Source organism: Planomicrobium okeanokoites, from assembly GCF_003428875.1.
Classification (GTDB): Bacteria; Bacillota; Bacilli; order Bacillales_A; family Planococcaceae; genus Planococcus; species Planococcus okeanokoites.
On record NZ_QQRS01000002.1, the window covers coordinates 536,587 to 555,634 of the forward strand.

23 protein-coding genes are annotated in these 19,048 nt (G+C 50.3%); 4 read left to right on the forward strand and 19 right to left on the reverse strand.

The window, feature by feature from the left end:
- Positions 1 to 93: 93 nt before the first annotated feature.
- From D2910_RS07700 to D2910_RS07710, 3 genes are read right to left on the reverse strand one after another with little or no spacing between them, the layout of a single operon-like run.
- Complete coding sequence (locus D2910_RS07700) at positions 94 to 504, reverse strand: HIT family protein (RefSeq protein ID WP_117313010.1); 411 nt, start codon at positions 502 to 504, stop codon at positions 94 to 96.
- A gap of 11 nt (positions 505 to 515) precedes the next feature.
- The gene (locus tag D2910_RS07705) at positions 516 to 1,277 is read right to left on the reverse strand and encodes a metallophosphoesterase family protein (RefSeq protein ID WP_117313011.1); all 762 of its coding nucleotides are present in this window, start codon (positions 1,275 to 1,277) and stop codon (positions 516 to 518) included.
- A gap of 36 nt (positions 1,278 to 1,313) precedes the next feature.
- The gene (locus tag D2910_RS07710) at positions 1,314 to 1,958 is read right to left on the reverse strand and encodes a class I SAM-dependent methyltransferase (RefSeq protein ID WP_117313012.1); all 645 of its coding nucleotides are present in this window, start codon (positions 1,956 to 1,958) and stop codon (positions 1,314 to 1,316) included.
- Positions 1,959 to 2,128: 170 nt separating this feature from the next.
- On the opposite strand from D2910_RS07710, the gene D2910_RS07715 reads away from it, so the two are divergent.
- Positions 2,129 to 2,554, forward strand: a complete 426-nt coding sequence (locus tag D2910_RS07715) for an NUDIX hydrolase (protein WP_117313013.1) — start codon at positions 2,129 to 2,131, stop codon at positions 2,552 to 2,554.
- 49 nt (positions 2,555 to 2,603) lie between these two features.
- Here D2910_RS07715 and D2910_RS07720 read toward each other — a convergent pair whose 3' ends face one another.
- The 14 genes from D2910_RS07720 to gnd form a co-directional block, all read right to left on the reverse strand.
- A complete protein-coding gene (locus D2910_RS07720) occupies positions 2,604 to 3,446 on the reverse strand; it encodes a hypothetical protein (protein WP_117313014.1) in 843 nt (280 codons plus the stop codon).
- A gap of 18 nt (positions 3,447 to 3,464) precedes the next feature.
- Positions 3,465 to 3,941: an 8-oxo-dGTP diphosphatase gene (locus D2910_RS07725; RefSeq protein WP_117313088.1), complete on the reverse strand. Its 477-nt coding sequence runs from the start codon at positions 3,939 to 3,941 to the stop codon at positions 3,465 to 3,467.
- A complete protein-coding gene (locus tag D2910_RS07730) occupies positions 3,934 to 4,497 on the reverse strand; it encodes a GNAT family N-acetyltransferase (protein ID WP_117313015.1) in 564 nt (187 codons plus the stop codon). Before D2910_RS07730 ends, D2910_RS07725 begins: the two co-directional genes overlap by 8 nt.
- Entirely contained in the window at positions 4,494 to 5,012 is a 519-nt protein-coding gene (locus tag D2910_RS07735; protein WP_101801072.1) for a GNAT family N-acetyltransferase, read from the reverse strand. The genes D2910_RS07730 and D2910_RS07735 overlap by 4 nt, the downstream gene beginning before the upstream one ends.
- Before the next feature lie 12 nt (positions 5,013 to 5,024).
- A complete protein-coding gene (locus D2910_RS07740) occupies positions 5,025 to 5,600 on the reverse strand; it encodes a nucleotidyltransferase family protein (RefSeq protein ID WP_117313016.1) in 576 nt (191 codons plus the stop codon).
- 35 nt (positions 5,601 to 5,635) lie between these two features.
- Positions 5,636 to 6,175: a GNAT family N-acetyltransferase gene (locus D2910_RS07745; protein WP_101801070.1), complete on the reverse strand. Its 540-nt coding sequence runs from the start codon at positions 6,173 to 6,175 to the stop codon at positions 5,636 to 5,638.
- An 80-nt stretch (positions 6,176 to 6,255) separates the two neighbouring features.
- Positions 6,256 to 6,681, reverse strand: a complete 426-nt coding sequence (locus D2910_RS07750) for a GNAT family N-acetyltransferase (RefSeq protein ID WP_240633575.1) — start codon at positions 6,679 to 6,681, stop codon at positions 6,256 to 6,258.
- Positions 6,678 to 6,893 carry a hypothetical protein gene (locus D2910_RS07755; protein WP_117313017.1) on the reverse strand — a complete coding sequence of 72 codons (216 nt, stop codon included), beginning with the start codon at positions 6,891 to 6,893 and terminating at the stop codon, positions 6,678 to 6,680. Before D2910_RS07755 ends, D2910_RS07750 begins: the two co-directional genes overlap by 4 nt.
- A gap of 17 nt (positions 6,894 to 6,910) precedes the next feature.
- Complete coding sequence (locus D2910_RS07760) at positions 6,911 to 7,354, reverse strand: DUF4181 domain-containing protein (protein WP_117313018.1); 444 nt, start codon at positions 7,352 to 7,354, stop codon at positions 6,911 to 6,913.
- Positions 7,347 to 7,643: a hypothetical protein gene (locus D2910_RS07765; protein WP_117313019.1), complete on the reverse strand. Its 297-nt coding sequence runs from the start codon at positions 7,641 to 7,643 to the stop codon at positions 7,347 to 7,349. The genes D2910_RS07760 and D2910_RS07765 overlap by 8 nt, the downstream gene beginning before the upstream one ends.
- Positions 7,644 to 7,666: 23 nt before the next feature.
- A complete protein-coding gene (locus tag D2910_RS07770) occupies positions 7,667 to 9,343 on the reverse strand; it encodes an FAD-binding dehydrogenase (protein WP_377280309.1) in 1,677 nt (558 codons plus the stop codon).
- A gap of 389 nt (positions 9,344 to 9,732) precedes the next feature.
- The gene (locus tag D2910_RS16860) at positions 9,733 to 9,885 is read right to left on the reverse strand and encodes a hypothetical protein (protein ID WP_165850154.1); all 153 of its coding nucleotides are present in this window, start codon (positions 9,883 to 9,885) and stop codon (positions 9,733 to 9,735) included.
- A 197-nt stretch (positions 9,886 to 10,082) separates the two neighbouring features.
- A complete protein-coding gene (gntK, locus tag D2910_RS07775) occupies positions 10,083 to 11,627 on the reverse strand; it encodes a gluconokinase (protein WP_117313021.1) in 1,545 nt (514 codons plus the stop codon).
- Positions 11,628 to 12,044: 417 nt separating this feature from the next.
- The gene (gene gnd, locus D2910_RS07780; protein ID WP_117313022.1) at positions 12,045 to 12,929 is read right to left on the reverse strand and encodes a phosphogluconate dehydrogenase (NAD(+)-dependent, decarboxylating); all 885 of its coding nucleotides are present in this window, start codon (positions 12,927 to 12,929) and stop codon (positions 12,045 to 12,047) included.
- A 122-nt stretch (positions 12,930 to 13,051) separates the two neighbouring features.
- Between gnd and D2910_RS07785 the strand changes: the two genes are divergently transcribed.
- On the forward strand, positions 13,052 to 13,903 hold the full coding sequence (locus D2910_RS07785) for a MurR/RpiR family transcriptional regulator (RefSeq protein ID WP_117313023.1): 852 nt from the start codon (positions 13,052 to 13,054) through the stop codon (positions 13,901 to 13,903).
- Positions 13,904 to 13,947: 44 nt separating this feature from the next.
- Here the strand turns inward: D2910_RS07785 and D2910_RS07790 are convergent, their stop codons facing one another.
- Entirely contained in the window at positions 13,948 to 15,180 is a 1,233-nt protein-coding gene (locus D2910_RS07790) for an MFS transporter (protein ID WP_117313024.1), read from the reverse strand.
- A gap of 629 nt (positions 15,181 to 15,809) precedes the next feature.
- Here D2910_RS07790 and D2910_RS07795 point away from each other — a divergent pair.
- Positions 15,810 to 17,039 carry a dicarboxylate/amino acid:cation symporter gene (locus tag D2910_RS07795; RefSeq protein ID WP_117313025.1) on the forward strand — a complete coding sequence of 410 codons (1,230 nt, stop codon included), beginning with the start codon at positions 15,810 to 15,812 and terminating at the stop codon, positions 17,037 to 17,039.
- Between the two features lie 76 nt (positions 17,040 to 17,115).
- The gene (locus tag D2910_RS07800) at positions 17,116 to 17,955 is read left to right on the forward strand and encodes an aldo/keto reductase (protein WP_117313026.1); all 840 of its coding nucleotides are present in this window, start codon (positions 17,116 to 17,118) and stop codon (positions 17,953 to 17,955) included.
- A 345-nt stretch (positions 17,956 to 18,300) separates the two neighbouring features.
- Here the strand turns inward: D2910_RS07800 and D2910_RS07805 are convergent, their stop codons facing one another.
- The gene (locus D2910_RS07805) at positions 18,301 to 19,017 is read right to left on the reverse strand and encodes a sulfite exporter TauE/SafE family protein (protein ID WP_117313027.1); all 717 of its coding nucleotides are present in this window, start codon (positions 19,015 to 19,017) and stop codon (positions 18,301 to 18,303) included.
- Positions 19,018 to 19,048 lie beyond the last annotated feature (31 nt).

Consider the following 19,048-nt stretch of genomic DNA (forward strand, 5'->3'; position numbering starts at 1 on the left):
AAGGTGGTGAAAATAGGTTGATACAGAAATTCAAAAAAAGTACGTCTCCCTCACTGAAGACGTACTTTTTTGCGGCATTGCTTATTACGTTAATTAACTCTGATGCTGCGGACGCTTGTTTTCCGGCTTTTTGATCCAGTGGCGCAAGCCTTTTCCGGCATACGGTTCATCGTTGTAACGCGGGATGATATGGAAATGGCTGTGCAGAATTGATTGATTCGACGCTTCGCCGACATTCCAGCCGAGCGTGAAGCCGTCAGGCGAATATTCCTGCTTCAGATATTCCTGCGCCTGCTGCATCAATTCGTAAGTGTCATTCCATTCTTCCTTCGTCAATTCAAATGTGTTCACGCGGTGGGTTTTGGGAATGATGATGCCGGATCCTTCCAACACACCTTGATGACGGTCATGCTGCAAAAAGTAGCATGTATCATTTTCAAGGATGATATGCTGTTCCGGGTCATCCGCGAAATTACAGTATGGGCAATCCTCTTTATAAGTCATTGTTTTCTCCCCTATCTCTTTTTCAATGAAGCATTTGCCTGGCCGCCGTGGAATATGCGCAGAATGAAATCACGCTCCGGCACCTGCAGTTTGTCATATGCCTCAAGAAACTTTTTATTGTCATAGGCAGCCGATTTTATTTCCACTTCAAAGCCCTCTTCTTTCGCTTCGATGATGGCATACGGTGCTTCCGGTTTATCGTTGCAGCCGAGAGCACCGGGGTTCAGGTAAATCGTCCGGTCGTTATGAAAAAAATGCTGCGGATGGTGATGGCCGAAGCAAATGAGACTTTCATCGTGGCCGCTGAACATTTTTTCAGCGTTGCCAAGATTCGGCTCGACGATCTGTGAGAACGGATCCTCGCTGATCGGCATTGCCGTTTTACGGTTTTCCATATGATAATGTGTGAAAAGCACACGATGTCCGCTGAATTCTTCACGGATGACGCGCGGCAATTGCTCAAGCTTCCCGATAAACTTGGCGTCCATATTATCCGCAATCCATTGATGGTGGGCAAGGACGTGGAGATGGCTTCTTGGATATTCGCGTCCTGCTGCGAGCGCCAGAACAGCTTCATCGTGGTTGCCGGTGAGCATCGATACGTCGTTCCGGCCAAACAGGATACCCAGCACTTCACCCGTTTCGTGACCGATCGCAATCATATCGCCCAGACAATAAATATGGCTGACATCACCGGCAGCGTCGATTTCAGCAAGCACCGCTTCCAAAGCGCCGGCGTTGCCGTGGACATCCGTTATCACTGCAAATTTCATGGCTGGATTCCTCCATTTTTCATTTCTTCCCTGCTGTTACGAAACATCCGTGTTTGCTTTTGACAGAATGATGACGCCCCCACAATGCGACACGGGGTGAAATTCACTGTGGCAGATGTGACTGATCGATGCTTTAAACTCGTCGTAGGCAAAGTAGAACTCATCCTCGTCCCAGTAAGAAATACTGTTCAATCGGCATTGCGCCAGATCTTTGCGTGTACGGAACGCGATATCGCCGATATAGATCTTGCCATCCGGCTTCAAGCGCGCCAGCAAGGTTTCGATAAATACCGTTTTCTCTGCATCCGTCAGATGGTGCAGCGCATACGTGCTGACGATCGTATCATAAAGGCTGCTGGCAATCGGTTCCGGCAGACCTTCAGTGATGTCCGCTTGCAGGAGACGTGCTTTCGGCATCTTCTGCTGCGCGATGGCGATCATTTCCTCCGAAAAATCGATGCCGTCGATATGGTGGCCATTTTCGCATAGTTTTGCCGCTAATATACCTGTTCCGAATCCGATGTCCAGCACATGCGATTGTTCTTTCTGCATAGCTTCATTGAAAATCAAATTCAATATTTCCTTATATCCTGCAAACGGATATTCGTTGTTTTCTTCGCTCAATTGAACGGTGCGGTCGTAATCGTTTGCCCACAAATCAAAGCCTTGCTTATTTAACATATATGTATTCCTCCGTTGATCTTGATTACCTAAATTTTAACATAAATCGGGTGGGACAGTTACATGCACAGTTCAGACACTATTCATTAAAAAAGCCCTCTCACTAAAAGGAGACTTCCCTGTTTTGTCGAAATAATTACAGAACCCTGTTAGAGAAAGGTGCGACTGCAATGGGAACCTGGTATGGTGCTGCTGGAATCTGCATAAATGAATCGTCCCAATTATTGATGGTTCTGGAAGGCGAAACTGTTGAAACCCAAAAATGGTCCATTCCCACAGGCGGCCTCGAAAAAGGAGAAACTTTCGAGCAATGCGTGCTCCGGGAAATTGAAGAGGAAACCGGCTTTACAGCGGAAATCCTGATGAAACTTAAAGTGAAGAAAGGTGTATATGAACATCTTAATATTGCCTATGAAGTTCATTATTTTGCCGTCAACATTATCGGAGGCGAAGCTAAAATTCAAGATCCCGACGAGTCGATACTTGATATCGCCTGGAAGCCGGCTGAAGAATTGCGTATGTTGCCATTTTCCTATCCGGAAGACCGCGAGGAGCTGTTGTCATTTTTAGCGGCACCGGAAACGTTCTCTACATAACAAGAGTAAATATGCGGGTGACTTTCACCCGCACATTTACATCGCCACACTATCCCTCCAACCACTCCTCAGCAGATTCCAGAAACCCTTCCTCTCCCCAGTCGAGTATCGCCTTCAGTTCACCGATCTCTTCAATTTTGCTTTGAAAGAAATTATTTCCCAGGAAATATGCGAGCCGATCATAGCCGAAACGCTTGCCGCCGTTGATGGAGAACCATTCCTTGAATAGCTCCGCCGAATCGAGTGTCCGGTAATCTTCCGCGAATGCCCGTTTTATTTCAGCGGTATTTTGGACCGCAAAATCCAGCCATTCGCCGCCTTCGCTGTCGAATGAATAATAGACGGCCGCATCCAGACCGGCTGCAGTCTTTCTCGAAAAATGCGTAGCCGCGCCTTCCTGATAAATCCAAGTCAGCGGGTGGGTCCAGTCAACCCGGCTCCAATCGATATCTGCCCTGTCAGAAATGATGTGATGTGCCGCATGGCCGAACTCATGCGCGGCGATAACCCGCAAATGGTCCGGCTCCGGCGACAGTTTTTCAAGCGCGAAGCTGATATCCGGGATCAATGCCCGGTATGTATAGGCATTCGAGCCAAAACCTCCGACAAGCAGATTCACATCGACCGGAAACGTGATGCCGTAAAGCCGTTCGTAGGCTGTAGCGGTTTCTTCTATTAAGGCAGGCAGCCTCCACCGGGCGGCTTCGATTCCCTCCATCGCTTTTGGGTATTTGCGGATCGACTGCAGATGGCGTTCTTCTGTGTCCTTGCAATGATAAGCGAAATATTCGGCGAAAATTTCCGGATATTCGTTATAATAACTTCTTAAAAATGCAGTGGTGCCCTCGTAATTCTTCAAAAAATAACCTGCTGTGTCGACGATTTTCACCATTCGATCGCCCGCCTTGTCCTATAATTTTCTGATCGACTCCTTCAACGCCTCTTCCTGAACGCCGTCCCATCGCTTATGCACTTCAAATGTGCCATCTTCAAAAAATAATGGAAAGCGCTCACGGAACCATCCTTGCATCGGCAGCTTCAGCGCTTCTGCCACTGGCACCCACATCAACTTTCCTTCCGGCGGATTTTCCAGCAGCTCGCCTTCAAATTCCACTGCTATGTAATTGAACACCATATAACGTGAACCCTCACTGAGGTCAGTGAATTCATCCAATCCTTTATAAATCAGCCTGGTGACAGTCAATCCCGTTTCTTCTTTCACTTCACGGATGGCGCCTTCGGCAATCGACTCCGGAAAATCCACTTTTCCGCCGGCTCCGATATAACCCGGAAACCCTTTTTCCGGCGGCCGCTCAATCAGCAGCACCTTATCGCCGTCGAGTACAAGACACATCGTCATCAAAGTTATGTTGGAGCCATCAGCCATTGCCATTCACCCGCAACGCCTTCCATTCCGGTTCAAGCAGCGAAAAAATCAGCGCGTCGTGCGAGGTTCCCCGCTGGAATAAATAACCGCGCAATACCCCTTCCTGCTTGAACCCCAGTTTTTTCAGCATGGTGTTTGAAGCATCGTTCGCAGGATATGTGACCGCACCCATCCGGTAGAGCCCCAATTCTTCGAACGAATAACGGAGTACTTCAAGCACGGCTTCTTTCGCCAGCCCCCTGCGCCAGAAATCCGGATGCAATTCATAGCCGATCTCCGATTTCTTTGCTCCCGGATTTAAATTATTCAGCCCGATTGTGCCGATAAACTCACCGGTCTCTTTCAGTTCCAGCCCCCAGCGATAACTGCGCTGAGCTTCGAAGCCGACTTGAAACGCCGACACCATTTTTTCAGCAATGTGGCGGTCTTGAAGACTGTCCATTCCGTAATACTCCGTTACTTCGTCTTTGGATAAGATGCCGAACAGCGCATCGATATGCTCGGGACCAATTTGAACCAAACGAAGCCTTGGTGTTTCCAATACAGGAAATTTCATTTCCATTCCTCCTTGTGGATTGCATATACATAAGCGGCTCTGCCGGATATCAGACTCTCTTTCTCCAGCTTCATGCCGCAATTTTCAGCAACCCGCTGCGATGCTTTATTGTCAGGATGGATCAATGACACAGCACGTTTTTTGCCGAGTTCACCGAAAGCATAATCCCGCAGGGTCTTTGCCGCTTCAGTCGCGTAGCCTTGTGACCAGTAATCCTTAGCAACCCAGTAGCCGATTTCCCATTCATCGGCGCCGTCCACTTTTTGCGGGACGAGTCCGGCATGGCCCACAGGCTCCCCGTCGCTCCTCCGCTCCAGCAATAACAGCCCTGTTGCCGGATCATCCTTATACCCCTGATAAACCCAGTAAAGAAAACGCAGCGCTCCGTCCCTATCCCGCGTTTCGCCGTTTCCGACATATTTCACCATTTCGGGATCCGCTGCCATGCCATGCAAAAAAGCGAAGTCTCCATCCACATAACGGCGAAGAACTAAACGTTCCGATTCGATTTTCATAACTTCCACCTCTTAATGCCGCTTTATTCCTGCATCCACTTCCACTTTCAGCCATTTTTCTGTCCACTTCTTGGATTCGACCCGTTGATGATAAATCTCCATCAATCGCTCGTCTTTTTCAAAAGCCGGAGTCGGACAAACTTTCATGCGAATTAAATCATCCATACCGTGCGGCGCCGTCAATTCAAACTCGCCATGCTCATCCAGCTTCGCTCCTAACGCAGTCGCCGTTTCCGGGAATTGCGAAATGGCGTCGACTGCGGACCGGTAAGGCGGCAAAGCATTGGCTTCGTGCATTCGTGCCTGATTCTTTACCGACCACGGCAAGCCCGGCATCAGCCGGCCCAACTGACTTTCGTAGTCTTTCTCCAGCTCTTCGTCCAAAGCATTTTCATCAAAATAAATGACGTCGATGTCGCCCAAAGGAGTTCTATCCGCATAACCGTGAAGACGATCCCAAACTTTGGAACGCACAAAGCCGGCGCACACCCACCAATCCGGCAATTGCAGCGACTCTGCTGTACGCAGCACTTCCATCATCCATCCGTCTTTTTCAATGAGATTCAAAACGTCTTCTTTCGTTTTCATCCCGCATCTCCCGCTCCATCAATAGTTCCACTTCTTTATTCGTCTTCCGGATTGATGATTGCCATGACCACGTGATCTTGCCACTGGCCATTGATCTGCACATTTTTACGGGCAAGTCCTTCCCGTTCGAACCCAGCCTTTTCAAGCGCGCGGATTGACGGGGCATTATGGGGCATGACACCGGCTTCAATCCGGTGAAGTCCAAGTTCCTGGAAAGCGTAATCCGCAGCGAGCCGGATCGCTTCTGTCGCATAGCCTCTGCCATTAAATTTCTTGTCGACTACATAACCGATCATACTGCTTTGCAGCGGTCCGCGGAAAATCCGGAAAAGGTTGATCGAGCCCACCAATCGGCCGGTTTCATTCTCCACAATCGCAAAATTATACTCCCGGCCAGCTTCGCGGTTCTCCGTGCTTTGTTCGATCACTTCTTTTTGCATCAATAAAGTATAGAAATCTTCGCCGGTAATGACGGAGAATTCTTTGAAGAACTCTTTGTTGTCCAGTTCCATCTGTAATTTCGCTTCCGCGTCGTCCAGCGTCAAAAAACGGATATGAACTTTTTCTCCCCGCATCGTACCGTCTCCTCTTCCTTGTCCATCCGGACAAAATCATGCTAAAAGAACAAAAAGATGTTCCACGTGAAACATTTCAGTTATTCCTCATACGTTTTTCGGAATCCATAAAAAGCACGGAACTTTTTTGTTTCATAATACGTTCTTGATGTGCTGCTGGCGAGCAATTCCATCCGTGTTCCAGGATGTAAATCATGGACATGCTGCATTAACTTCCCGCCAATTCCAGTGCCCCGCCTGCTTTTCTCTATAATTAATTCGCAGACATATAGTGTCACTGCTCCGTCCGTCAGCGCGCGCAGACAGCCGACCAATTGGCCATCCTGCTCCGCCACTACGGCCAGATTCGACCCTTGCCATGCCGCTTTGGTCTGTACATGATTCGCCACCAGATTGCTCCAGCCTTCCTGTTCATTCAGCTGATGAATTGCCGGAAAATCCGTTACTTCATATGGACGGATTATCAGCTCCTGCTGTTCCTGCATGATGTGATTCCCGCCTTTCATAACTTGCCTTCTTTAATCCAACTCCGTATCCGGAAACTGCCGCCCACTGTCACAAGCCCCAGCATTAACGCCAGCATGATATAGATGATAAATTGGTTTATTTCCTGCAGTCCTTCAGCGTTTAGACTAATGAATACCAGCAAACCGATCAGTAAAAAATACATCAGCACATTCGGCAGGATCCACCCCAGTCTCATCGTTTTATTTTTCATCAAAATTCATCCTTTGCTTAAAATAATGGAATATCTGGGAACATGAAACCGGCGAAACTTAGGATAAGCAGGATGATCAAAGGAAATTCAAGAAGTGTGAAAATGTACTCCCTCGGATTTTCTGCGTATTTCCGTTCCATATACGCTTTGTAGAGAGTGACGATCAACGCCGCGACGACAGAGGCGTAGATCGGATACAGCGCACCATGTTCATATCCATAGATTAATGCAGCAACCATCCCCACAGTCCCGGCTATATTCAAGTAGAACTCCACTTTCTCATGCCTGGCATTCACATAATTCGTTTTGAATATATTCCGTTTCTCGACACCCAACACTTTCTTCAGGAACAGATTGACGAGAAACAGGATTGCAACCATACCCAATAGAAATAAAACAAATTTCCACTCAAAGTCCAAAGGCAGCCATGTACGGGAGTAGTCCGGATGATCATCAAACATGCAATTCTTCCTCGGCTTCCGGCTTGGATCTGAGTAATAGAACAAATGACAGGACGCAGGTCATCAATAAGCCGAAGCCCATAAGAATGCCGCCCAGGATAAGAAATTGGTTGATGCCGGCTTCGTAGCTCATATTGTATTGAGCTGTATCCATCATACCGTCATTACGGTTAATTTCGGCAGAAGCGAGTGACTGCCCCCTGGAGCCGCTGTTGAAGATCATGAGCAAGCCGATGATGATGCTGATACCAGAAATTGCATAAGCGAAAGTAAGATAGTTCTTATTCATCTAAATCATCCTCTCCATCGATATCAGCCGCTGAATTCAGCTGCAGCCCGTCCTGCGACTCTGCCGGAAAACAGGCAGCCTCCAAGGAATGTCCCTTCGAGCGAACGGTAGCCGTGCACTCCACCGCCGCCAAAACCGGCGACTTCTCCCGCGGCGTATAATCCCGGAATGGGCTGGCCGGCGTCATTCAGGACGCGTGAGCTTAAGTCCGTCTGCAGGCCGCCGAGCGTTTTGCGGCTGACGATATTCAAGCGCACTGCGATGAGGGGACCGTTTTTTGGATCCAATATTTTATGCGGCGCAGCGACGCGGATCAAACGGTCGCCCCTGTAATTCCGGGCTCCGCGCATCGCTGTCACCTGCAGATCTTTTGTAAATGTATTGTCCAGCTGGCGGTCACGCGCAGCAATTTGCCGTTCGATTTCTTTCAGATCGATCAGGTTTTCGCCGGTCAGCTCGTTCATCCCGGACACCAGATCGGGCAGATTATCCGCGACAATAAAATCTTCGCCTTTATCCATGAAAGCCTGGACCGGCGCTGTTGCGCCTTTTTTTACCCGGGAAAGCACCTGCGGGATACTTTTGCCGGTCAAATCCGGATTCTGCTCAGAGCCCGACAGCGCAAATTCCTTCTCGATTATTTTTTGCGTCAGGATAAACCAGGAATAGCTATAGCCTGTTTTTTGTATGGTTTCGAGCGTCCCCAGCGTATCGAAGCCTGGGAAGTTCGGCGCCGGGAAGCGTTTGCCGGTTGCATCGAACCACAGTGAAGACGGTCCCGGCAGAATGCGGATGCCGTGGCGCTTCCACACCGGGCTCCAGTTTTTGATGCCTTCCGTGTAATGCCACATGCGGTCGCGGTTAACGAGGCGACCGCCTGCCTGCTCCGTAATCGCGAGCATCCGGCCATCGACATGTTCCGGCACACCGGATAACATGTCCTGCGGCGCTTCGCCGAGCCGCTCCGGCCAATTTTTGCGGATCAATTCGTGATTGCCGCCGATGCCGCCGCTTGTGACGATTACCGCTTTGGCGTTATATGTAAAGTCTCCGATTTTATTGCGTGAACTTACTTCTCCCCTTGCCACGTTGCTCGGTTCCAGAATCGATCCATGGATACCGGTGACGGCACCGCCTTGGGTCAATAAGCCGTCCACTTGATGGCGCGGCCGGTATTCGACGAGTCCGTTTTTCATATGTTCCCGGACGCGGCGTTCGAATGGCGCGACAATTCCTGGACCCGTGCCCCACACGATATGGAACCGCGGCACCGAATTGCCGTGGCCTTCGGCGAGATAGCCGCCTCGCTCGGCCCAGCCGACGACAGGGAAGAATTTCACACCCATTTTGGCAAGCCATTCCCGTTTTTCACCAGCTGCGAAATCGACATACGCTTTCGCCCATTTCAATCCCCAATAATCTTCATCGCCTGTCCGGTCAAAGCCTGCCGCGCCAAGCCAGTCCTGCCACGCCAGCTCTTTCGAATCTTTGATTCCCATACGCCGCTGTTCCGGCGAGTCGATCAGGAATAATCCCCCAAATGACCACCAGGCCTGTCCGCCGAAAGACGCTTCCGGTTCCTGGTCCACCAATAAAACTTTCCTGCCGGCATCCGCCAACTCCGCTGTTGCCGTCAATCCCGCCAACCCGGCCCCCACTACGATCACATCAAACTCCATCCACGCTTCCCCCTTGGTGATGCTGTTTCTGCTAATATCGTATCATTTTGAGCTGGTAAATTATAGTTAATAATTTTTGTTTTCTGACAATAAAGGTGGTGGTGAGTCTGGAAATATTAGCTAATATTATTTTAAAAAGAAGCTGTATCGGTTTCATTGAGGAGAATTTCTGCTGAACGCCCGTAAAGCACTCTGGAACGCCCGCAAAATTTTTTAATCGCCCGCAAATCCATTTAATCGCCCGTATAATTATTTTATCGCCCGCAAATTCATTGGACTAAGAATTTTTCGAATTCTAAATAATATAAAGAAAGTATTCCCAGCGAAGCACTCTAATTCCCTACTATAACTTGGTCTACTTTTAATAATTCTTCGCTGGCGCAAAAGTTAACATGCTAAGTCCGGAAATTTTATCCATAATAAATTTTTAAAAACCTATAACCTTTTTTAAGCAATAATTCTTCTAAACGCGCATAAAACTCTCTAATCGCGCATAAGTCACAATTTCCACAGAAAATGTAAAAGAGGAAAAATAAAGAAAATATTTCCAGCTGGCGTTTCAAATCTATCCCCCTTCTACCAAAACCCCCTTAATATGAAAAAACCTCCGCTCCCGCGAAGGTTCCCACAACACTGGAAGTTTTCTGGCCTGCGAAAAACTTCCACTCTCCATCTTATCCGTATACACCTTTCCCTATGTGAATTGCCACATAAAAAAATCCGGCACCCCATCCATTGGGGGCACCGGATTTTATTCGCATCAGCCCAGGTGCTTACGCTGGAAGTCGGCGATGCTTGCATATTCGTCTGTTAACAGGCGTGACAGCCGGATGAAAATCGGCAGCAGTTCCTTGTAGATTTCGGTGCAGTCCGGATCCGGTTCGTGGGTATGCGTGTGGCCGATCATGTCACCGACGATGCTGAAGTCGTCGATTTCACCGAGCGCATACATGCCGAGAACGACGGCGCCGAGGCAAGAGCTTTCGAAGCTTTCCGGAACGGTGACGGGCTGGCCAAAGATATCGGCCATCAGCTGGCGCCACATTTCCGAACGGGCAAAGCCGCCGGACGCTTTGATCAGCGTCGGTTCGCCGGTCAATTCCTCGACCGCGAGCAGAACGGTATACAGGTTATAGACGATGCCTTCGAGCACGGCACGGATCATATGCTGCTTTTCGTGATGGATGCTCAGGCCGAAAAACGAGCCGCGGGCATTGGAATCCCACAGCGGCGCGCGTTCACCCGTCAAATATGGGTGAAACAGCAGACCGTCGGATCCCGGATTGACGGTTGAAGCGATGCGCGTCAATACGTCGTACGGATCGATGCACAGTCGTTTGGCCGTTTCGACTTCCGCCGCGGCGAATTCGTCGCGCAGCCAACGGAGAATGATGCCGCCGTTATTGACCGCTCCCCCGATGACCCAGTGGTCGGCGGTGAGCGCGTAACAGAACGTCCGCCCTTTCGGATCGGTTTTCGGCACCGGAGAAACGGTGCGCACAGCGCCGCTTGTGCCGATCGTGACAGCGACGACACCCGGATCGATGGCGCCGACCCCAAGATTGGCGAGTACGCCGTCACTTGCGCCGATAATGAACGGCACGTCTTTAGGAATTCCCATGAAAGCAGCATATTCTGACGCTAAGCCGCTCAAGGGGTGCGTCGTCGGCACCGGTTTCGGCAACTGGCCGGCATAGATTCCGGCAACTTCAAGCGCACCGCTGTCCCAATCGAGGTTCTCGAGATTGAACAGGCCGGTCGCTGAAGCGATGGAATGGTCGACGACGTATTCCCCGAATAATTTATGGAACACGAAGCTCTTGATGTCTGCGAACATCGCCGTTTGACCAAAAATCTCCGGCTTATCTTCTTTCAGCCAGACGATTTTGGATAACGGCGACATGGCATGGATCGGTGTGCCGGTGCGCAGGTAAATTGAATGGCCGTCCATTTCTTCCTTGATGCGGGTGGCGTGTTTGGCAGCACGCGAATCCGCCCAGGTGATGCTTTCCGTCAATAATTGATCCTTCGCGCCGACCGCAATCAGGCTGTGCATCGCCGAACTGAACGATACCAATTTCAGCGTTTCCGGGTCGATGGCGCTTTTGCGGATCGTTTCCCGCACTGTGCCGAGAACCGCGCGGAAAATCTCTTCCGGATCCTGTTCCGCTGTCAGCGGCGTCGGCGTGTGTAGCGGATAGAAAATCGTCTCCGTCGCCAGCACCTGCCCGGCTTTATCGAACAGAACGGCTTTCGTCGAAGTCGTCCCGATGTCCACTCCAAGATAATGTGATGGTTCAGCCATTGGAACCCTCCTCTTCTGATACTCAAATTATACGCGAATAAAATATGGGTTGCCGGTCTAACTGTTTTAAAATATAAAGGTTAAGACAATAAATCAAGTAGACGATATTCCGCAAAACAGCTTCGCGTTCCTGGGGGCTCGCACTGAGCTAACTCGGACTCGGTCCCCTTCGTCCGAGTGGATCTCAGCACTTCGCTCGAAACGGAGTTGGAAAGCCAACTCCGTTTCTGTTCCCCTGGGAGTCTTCGCTGTTTTGCTCCATATCTCCAGAGATTTCTCTCAGCGCCGGCGCGCCTATGGAGCAGGCGAATGCCGACGGAGCAAAGACGAGTGCTCTTCTCGGCTTATTGCGGGAGCTTTGTCCTAAGCGACGAAGCGGAATTTTAAACTGATACTTTAATTCAGTTTATATATCCTTTATTTCTTAACCACAGCATGTCCGCCAAATTCGTTGCGCAGGGCTGCGACGACTTTGCCTGTGAAGGTGTCGTCCTCCTGTGAACGGTGACGCATCATCAATGACATGGTGATGACCGGTGCTGCGACTTGCAGATCGAGTGCCGTTTCGACGGTCCACTGGCCTTCGCCGGATGAGTTCATGACGCCTCGGATGCCGTCGAGGTTGGCGTCTTTTGAAAACGCGTTTTGTGTGAGGCCCATCAGGTATGAGCTGATGATGGAACCGTTGTCCCACACGCCTGCCACTTCTTCATAATTGTAATCGAACTGGCTTTTACTGAGGATATCGAAGCCTTCCGCAATCGCCTGCATCATGCCGTATTCGATGCCGTTGTGGATCATTTTCAGGAAATGGCCGCTGCCGGCTTTGCCTGTGTACAGGTAGCCGTTTTCAACAGAGATGTCCTTAAATACCTGTTCGATATCCTTGAATTTCTGTTCGTCGCCGCCAATCATCGAGCAGATGCCGTGGCGCGCGCCTTCTGTGCCGCCGCTCGTGCCGCAATCGAAGAAATAAATTCCGTGCTCCTGCAGCATTGCTGCGCGGCGCAGCGTATCTTTATAATTCGAGTTGCCGCCGTCGATCAATGTATCGCCTTTTTCGAGTAAAGGCAGCAGTTCGCCGATCACTGTTTCCGTGATTTCGCCCGCCGGCACCATCAGCCAGATCGTACGCGGTGCTTTCAAGCTGCCTACCATTTCTTCTATAGAAGAAACCCGCTTGAAGCTATCCTCTTCAACTGTGGCAAAATTATCGTATCCGACCACTTGATGTCCGTGGTCCGCTAAGTTCAAGGCCAGGTTCAAGCCCATTTTTCCTAATCCAATCAAACCAATTTCCATTTCAATCGCCCCTTTGGGAATTTTTTTCCGTAGTGGTTTTATTATATCAAATTTTTTTCCTTACACAAGGGAAGTGTAGTATAATGTCAGTACGAAACGTGTCAGAAATGAGGAATTCACTTATGAAAGAACAAAAGTTTGCGCAGGCGGCCATACGGGGCAATTATTCACAGTTCAGCGACAAAGAAAAGAAAATCGCTGATTTTGTATTAAATGATCCGCGCAATATCATCCATTTGACGATCAATCAAATAGCAGACGAATTAAACATCGCGGAGTCCACCATCTTCCGCTTCTGCCAGCGCATCGGCTTTAAAGGTTTTCAGGCCTTTAAAATCTCCTTGGCTTCCGAAGTGGTGACGCCGCTTAAAGATATCCACGAGCAGATCGAAGAAGGCGATGAAGTGAAAACGGTCGCTGAAAAAGTGTTCCGGTCCAATATCAAGACATTGGAAGCGACGCTGCAGATTGTGGACGGCGAAACAATCGAGCAAGCCGTCACGACGATCATGAACGCCCGCAAAGTCGAATTTTTCGGCAATGGCGGTTCTGCCAGCGTTGCGATGGACGGCTACCATAAATTCATTCGCCTCGGCTTGCCGGTGGCCATGAATCTTGATGCCCATGTCCAGGTGATGTCCGCATCCCAGATGAATGAGCAGGATGCCACCATTGTCATTTCCCATTCCGGCTCGACGACCGATATTTTGGATGTGCTGCGTGTGCTGAAAAATAAAGGCGTCACCATCATCTGCCTGACAAACTTCGCGAAGTCCCCGTTGACGAAGGAATCGGATATTTGCCTTTACACGGTTTCTGAGGAAACCGATTTCCGCTCGGAAGCCTTGTCTTCCCGCATCGCGCAGCTGAGTCTGATCGATGCGCTGTACACCAACCTGATGATTAAGCGCGGCGATGACGGCAAACAATCGCTTCAGGATATGCGCGAAGCAATGTCGCATAAACGTTTATAGGAAAACAGACCTGCCGTTGGATGGCAGGTCTGTTTTTTTTACGATCATACGGCGGTTTCGCTCTCTGTTTTATTCGCAGCGGGCTGCTCCTTGCTGACCAAAATGGCCAGACCGCTGCTGACGCCGAGTATCAGCAGGGAGCCGGTGATGATGACCGGGCGGATGGCCAGCAATTCAGCAGCCACGGCAAAGCAAAGTGTCAGCGGGATGACGAGGATCGCTTCAGCCATGCCGTAGATGCTGCCGATCCGGCCCATCATGGCAACGGGAATGTTTTCCTGATAGAAGGTTTGGAAACCGGTATTGGCGAATGCGAGCGCAAACGCCAGGACAAAGAAGCCGATTGCGGCGCCTGTGAAATCCTCAGAAAAAGCATAGATGAGATAACCGGCTGATACGATTATCGCGCCCCCTCCCATCAGGAAAGAAACTGTCAGCCGATTGCCGAGCCCAGCGGCGACGAGCGATCCGGCAGCAATCCCGGCACCGGCGACACTGACGAGAAAGCCGTATTGCTGTTCGCTCAAGCCAAGCACCAGAATCGAAAAAGAAGCTTCCAGTGAATCGAGTGCAGTTGCCAACACCGTCACCGCGCTGAAAGTCAGATAGACTAGCGCTATATAACGGTTCCGCCTGCTGAAAGCGAGCACCGCAGCCAAATCGCGGCGAACCAGTTTCAGATTCAATGGCTCTTCGGCGCTGCCGGTTTTATTGCCATCGAGGTTCGGCAGAATGGCGGTCAGCATAGCCGCAAGAAATAAAGCTGCGGCGTTGGTATAAAGGGCAAAGTCCGCACTGCCGACGGCTAGCAAGGTGCCGGCGACAGCTGGACCCAGCAGGAAAGCGCCGGAACCGACAAGGCTCCGAAAAGCGTTAAAGCGCTGACGCTGCGAAGGTTTCAGCAGCAGGGTCACATAAGCCATCGACGTCGGCGCGAACATGGAGCCGGCGATGCCGAGCACAAAAACGGCGGCATAGATGGATGCCAGCGAATCGAACAGCGGCAGCAGCAGAATGAGCGCTGCCCGTGCCAGGTCGAGCCCGATCAGCAGCTTGCGCTTGTTCAGCCGGTCGATCAGACTGCCCGCCCACATATTCGTGAAAATCGCGGCGAGCGGCACGGTCATATAGAGGCCGGCAACCGCCAATGCTGAATTATCTGCCATCGCCAGCACTTTGAGATTCAAGGCGATGAGGTAAATCCATGCCCCGATATTCGAAATGCCGACTGCCGCCAATAAAATCAGCGGATCTTTCCAATCAAATAATTTCGTCATAAAAAAACCGCCTCCAAGACAATTCGTCTTGGAGGCGGTTCGGGTTCGCGGTGCCACTCCAGTTCACCGGCATGTCGCCATGCCAGTCTCATTAAGTACGGCAGGACGCGCCTGCTTATACTTTTGCCCGGTAACAGGAGCTCCTGTCGCGCCACCCCCATTCGCTGGTTCCGGCGCGCTGCTCAGAGTTTTGTTTCAGCCGTCCGCCTCTCCCCTTTTCCAGCTGCCAGGGGTCTCTTGTGAAAGGTTGGGATCTGCCTACTCTTCTCTTCTTCGCATTTGGTTTTCAATAGGATAACATTGGGCACTAATAGTGTATAGGGTAAATTTTTGATAAAAAAATACACACTTATCTACAGTTTTTGTTTTGAGTGAAGTTTCTATAGATATGGAGCAAAAGAGCGGAAGTAAAGCGTGCTCCTGCATCGCTGCGCTGCTTCGTCGCAAAGACTTAGCCTTGCAAGCTTCGGCTAATGTCTTCGGAGCAGTTTTGCGGAATATCGTTTAGTAAAACCATCCTTTTGAGCAACGGCTTTGACAGCTGCCCGCCCTTCATCTACTGTAATGGGTAATTCCAAGTAATTTTGTACGGATTAAACTATATTTCAATAATTTGAAGGAGGTAGCATATGAAAGCCATTTGGAGAAAATATACAGATACATCTTTAATAGTTAAAATCACCATCGCCCTGATCCTTGGAGTGATCGTCGGGCTGCTGTTCGGGGAAGACGCTGCGGTGCTGGCGCCGCTCGGCGATCTGCTGCTGAATTTATTGACGTTCCTGATCATTCCATTGATCTTGTTCACCTTGATGGTCGGCGTCAATCAGAGCCGTCTCGGTGACCTCGGCCGCATGGGCGGAAAGGTATTTCTCTATTATGTTTTAAGTTCGGCGTTCGCCATCATCGTCGGGTTGACCGTCGCAACCCTGTTCCAGCCCGGCACCGGCATGACGCTGCCAGCCGATGAAACTTTTGAAACCCCTGAAAATCCCGGTGTCATCAATGTACTGCTGAATATCGTACCATCGAATATCTTTACTGCGTTCACTGAAATGAATCTGCTCGGCATCATCTTCACGGCATTCGCGTTCGGGTTGGCGATCGCCTATATGCGCAGCTCAGCGGAATTCGGGGAGCTTGGGGAGCATCTTTATAAAACCGTCAACGGTCTGAATGAGGCGACCATCGTCGTCCTGAAAGTGATTCTGCAATATGTGCCGATCGGCGTTTTCGCCATCATGGCGGAAGTGGTCGGCAGCCAGGGGCTTGATACGCTGCTGTCACTCGGTGAAATGGTGCTCGTGCTGTATGTCGCCATCGCCGTGCAGATTGTGCTCTATACCCTTCTGTTGATTTTGATGAAAATAAAACCGGGCATCTTCTTCCGCCATGCGCGAACGCCGATTCTGACAGCGTTCGTTACACAAAGCAGCTCCGGCACTTTGCCGTTGACACTTGAAGCAGCACGCGGTCTTGGCTTATCGAAAAGTTTGTACGGCTTCAGCCTGCCGCTCGGTGCTACCATCAATATGGATGGAGCCGCCATCCGAATCGCCGTATCCGCCGCTTTTGCCGCCAATTTGACAGGCAATCCCTTATCCTTGCCGGATATGCTGATGGTGGTGCTCGTCGGTACGCTCGCTTCTGTCGGTACAGCCGGTGTGCCAGGAGCCGGAATCGTCATGATCGCCACCGTCTTCGCGCAGCTCGGACTGCCGATGGAAGCTGTCGCATTGCTGACAGCGATTGACGCACTTGTCGGCATGGGCGCAACGATGCTGAACGTAACCGGTGACCTTGTCGGCACGACTGTCATCGATAAAACCGAAAAGAAACGGCAGGCTGCAAAAGCGTAACGCAGCTGCCGTTTTTTTATTGGAACAGCGGGTATATTAAAAGACAAGTTATTTACGATTGGGAGGTGTTCATCCGATGAAAAATTTGGCATCCGCCAGCACATTGCATAATGCCGTCGAAATGCCCTGGTTCGGCCTCGGCGTATCCGGGCTGAAGGACGGCGACGAGACCGCCGATTGCGTGCGGACAGCAATTGTCAACGGTTACCGAAGCATCGATACGGCCGCCATGTATGGCAATGAAGCCGGTGTCGGCCGGGGAGTCCGCGAAGCACTCGAAGAAACCGGCCTGTCACGTGAAGATATCTTTATCACATCGAAAGTATGGAATTCCGATCTCGGCTACGATTCTGTGCTGTCCGCATATGAAGCGAGCCTGGAGAAGCTGGGACTCGATTATCTCGATCTATATTTGATCCATTGGCCGGTGGAAGGAAAGTATAAAGATGCTTGGCGCGCGCTTGAAAAATTGTATAAAGACGGCCGCGTCAAAGCGATCGGCGTCTGTAATTTCCAGATCCATCACCTGGAGAATGTATTGAAGGATGTCGATATCGTACCGATGGTCAATCAAGTCGAGTATCACCCGCTGCTGACACAGGAAGAACTTCATAAATTCTGTAAAGCCCGCAATATTCAATTGGAAGCCTGGTCGCCGCTCATGCAAGGCAAGCTGCTCGACCATCCTGTCCTCGAGGAAATTGCGATGAAGAACGAAAAAACGCCGGCACAAGTTATCCTGCGCTGGGACCTCCAAAACGGCGTCGTCACCATTCCGAAATCTTCAAAAGAACCGCGCATCATCCAGAACGGCCAAATATTCGATTTCGAGCTGACCGACGAAGACATGGAACGCATTTCCGCGCTCAATGAAAACCGCCGCGTCGGTCCGGACCCGGATAATTTCGATTTTTGATTTTATGATGCGAAAAGCCATCTTTCTTGCACCGCTTGCCGGTGAGAAAGATGGCTTTTTTTTGTTGGGGTGCGGGTTGAATCGGTTGGGGTGCGGGTTGAATCGGTTGGGGTGCGGAAATCGGCTTGCGAGGTGCGGTTATCTTCATTTGAGGTGCGGTCGGCAATTATTCAAAGCTATAATACAAAAAAGCGACCATTAAGTTGAAATATTTTCCAATATTTTATTTTTAGTTGCGCGATTTCGTCATTTAGTTGCGGTTAGATTCAATTTAGTTGCGCTTAAACTTGATTTAGTTGCGGTTAGAAAATATTCAAAGACATTTTCGTTTTTATTCCATAGTGGTCAGCCCAAATTATCCACCAACAAATACACACCCGTAAACAGCAGAATCGCATAAGTGACATAGCGGAAAGTGCGCTGGTCGATCCGGTGGAACAGCCGCTGACCGAGATACAGGCCGAGCAGCACAATAGGGATGGCCATCGCGCTGGAGATCCAGACGGTGCGGTGCGTGCCCGTAAAAATAATCTGGAGCACCAGGCTGACCGAATAAATGAACAGATAAAATGCGAGCGTGGTTCCCCGAAGCTTTTCCTTCAGGGTATCGGTTCCCGAGAAATACAGCAAAAGCGGCGGCCCCGGCATGCCGATGCTGGTCGTCAGGCTACCCGACAAGCCGCCAAACAGGAAATCGCGACCCGCCGTCCGCCTGATGCGCAGGGATAAAATCAGCAAAACAGTCAGCAGCAGAATGACCAAACTGATGCCCAGTTTCAGCTTCTGCATATCGGCAACCACAAAAACAGCGATGCCAATCGGCATGCCCGCGATGCTGCCGATGATCAGCCTTTTCAAAATATCGAAATCAATGTCTTTGCGAATTTTCGAAATCAGCGCTGAGGAAATGATCAGCGACAGCACAAGATTTATTTGGATGGCGTCACTGACGTCGAAAAGAAGCAACAGAAAAGGTGTCGCCAGAATCGAGAATCCGAAACCGGTGCTGGTCTGGAGTACGGATGCCGTCAGGATAATCGCGATGAACAGGAAGACTTCCACAAAAGCACCCGCCTTACAATGAGATTGACTA

Coding starts and splice junctions, on each gene's coding strand:
- D2910_RS07700 (WP_117313010.1), bottom strand. CDS start 504: ATGACTTATAAAGAGGATTGCCCATACTGTAATTTCGCGGATGACCCG.
- D2910_RS07705 (WP_117313011.1), bottom strand. CDS start 1,277: ATGAAATTTGCAGTGATAACGGATGTCCACGGCAACGCCGGCGCTTTG.
- D2910_RS07710 (WP_117313012.1), bottom strand. CDS start 1,958: ATGTTAAATAAGCAAGGCTTTGATTTGTGGGCAAACGATTACGACCGC.
- D2910_RS07715 (WP_117313013.1), top strand. CDS start 2,129: ATGGGAACCTGGTATGGTGCTGCTGGAATCTGCATAAATGAATCGTCC.
- D2910_RS07720 (WP_117313014.1), bottom strand. CDS start 3,446: ATGGTGAAAATCGTCGACACAGCAGGTTATTTTTTGAAGAATTACGAG.
- D2910_RS07725 (WP_117313088.1), bottom strand. CDS start 3,941: ATGGCTGATGGCTCCAACATAACTTTGATGACGATGTGTCTTGTACTC.
- D2910_RS07730 (WP_117313015.1), bottom strand. CDS start 4,497: ATGAAATTTCCTGTATTGGAAACACCAAGGCTTCGTTTGGTTCAAATT.
- D2910_RS07735 (WP_101801072.1), bottom strand. CDS start 5,012: ATGAAAATCGAATCGGAACGTTTAGTTCTTCGCCGTTATGTGGATGGA.
- D2910_RS07740 (WP_117313016.1), bottom strand. CDS start 5,600: ATGAAAACGAAAGAAGACGTTTTGAATCTCATTGAAAAAGACGGATGG.
- D2910_RS07745 (WP_101801070.1), bottom strand. CDS start 6,175: ATGCGGGGAGAAAAAGTTCATATCCGTTTTTTGACGCTGGACGACGCG.
- D2910_RS07750 (WP_240633575.1), bottom strand. CDS start 6,681: ATGAAAGGCGGGAATCACATCATGCAGGAACAGCAGGAGCTGATAATC.
- D2910_RS07755 (WP_117313017.1), bottom strand. CDS start 6,893: ATGAAAAATAAAACGATGAGACTGGGGTGGATCCTGCCGAATGTGCTG.
- D2910_RS07760 (WP_117313018.1), bottom strand. CDS start 7,354: ATGTTTGATGATCATCCGGACTACTCCCGTACATGGCTGCCTTTGGAC.
- D2910_RS07765 (WP_117313019.1), bottom strand. CDS start 7,643: ATGAATAAGAACTATCTTACTTTCGCTTATGCAATTTCTGGTATCAGC.
- gntK (WP_117313021.1), bottom strand. CDS start 11,627: ATGGCTGAACCATCACATTATCTTGGAGTGGACATCGGGACGACTTCG.
- gnd (WP_117313022.1), bottom strand. CDS start 12,929: ATGGAAATTGGTTTGATTGGATTAGGAAAAATGGGCTTGAACCTGGCC.
- D2910_RS07785 (WP_117313023.1), top strand. CDS start 13,052: ATGAAAGAACAAAAGTTTGCGCAGGCGGCCATACGGGGCAATTATTCA.
- D2910_RS07790 (WP_117313024.1), bottom strand. CDS start 15,180: ATGACGAAATTATTTGATTGGAAAGATCCGCTGATTTTATTGGCGGCA.
- D2910_RS07795 (WP_117313025.1), top strand. CDS start 15,810: ATGAAAGCCATTTGGAGAAAATATACAGATACATCTTTAATAGTTAAA.
- D2910_RS07800 (WP_117313026.1), top strand. CDS start 17,116: ATGAAAAATTTGGCATCCGCCAGCACATTGCATAATGCCGTCGAAATG.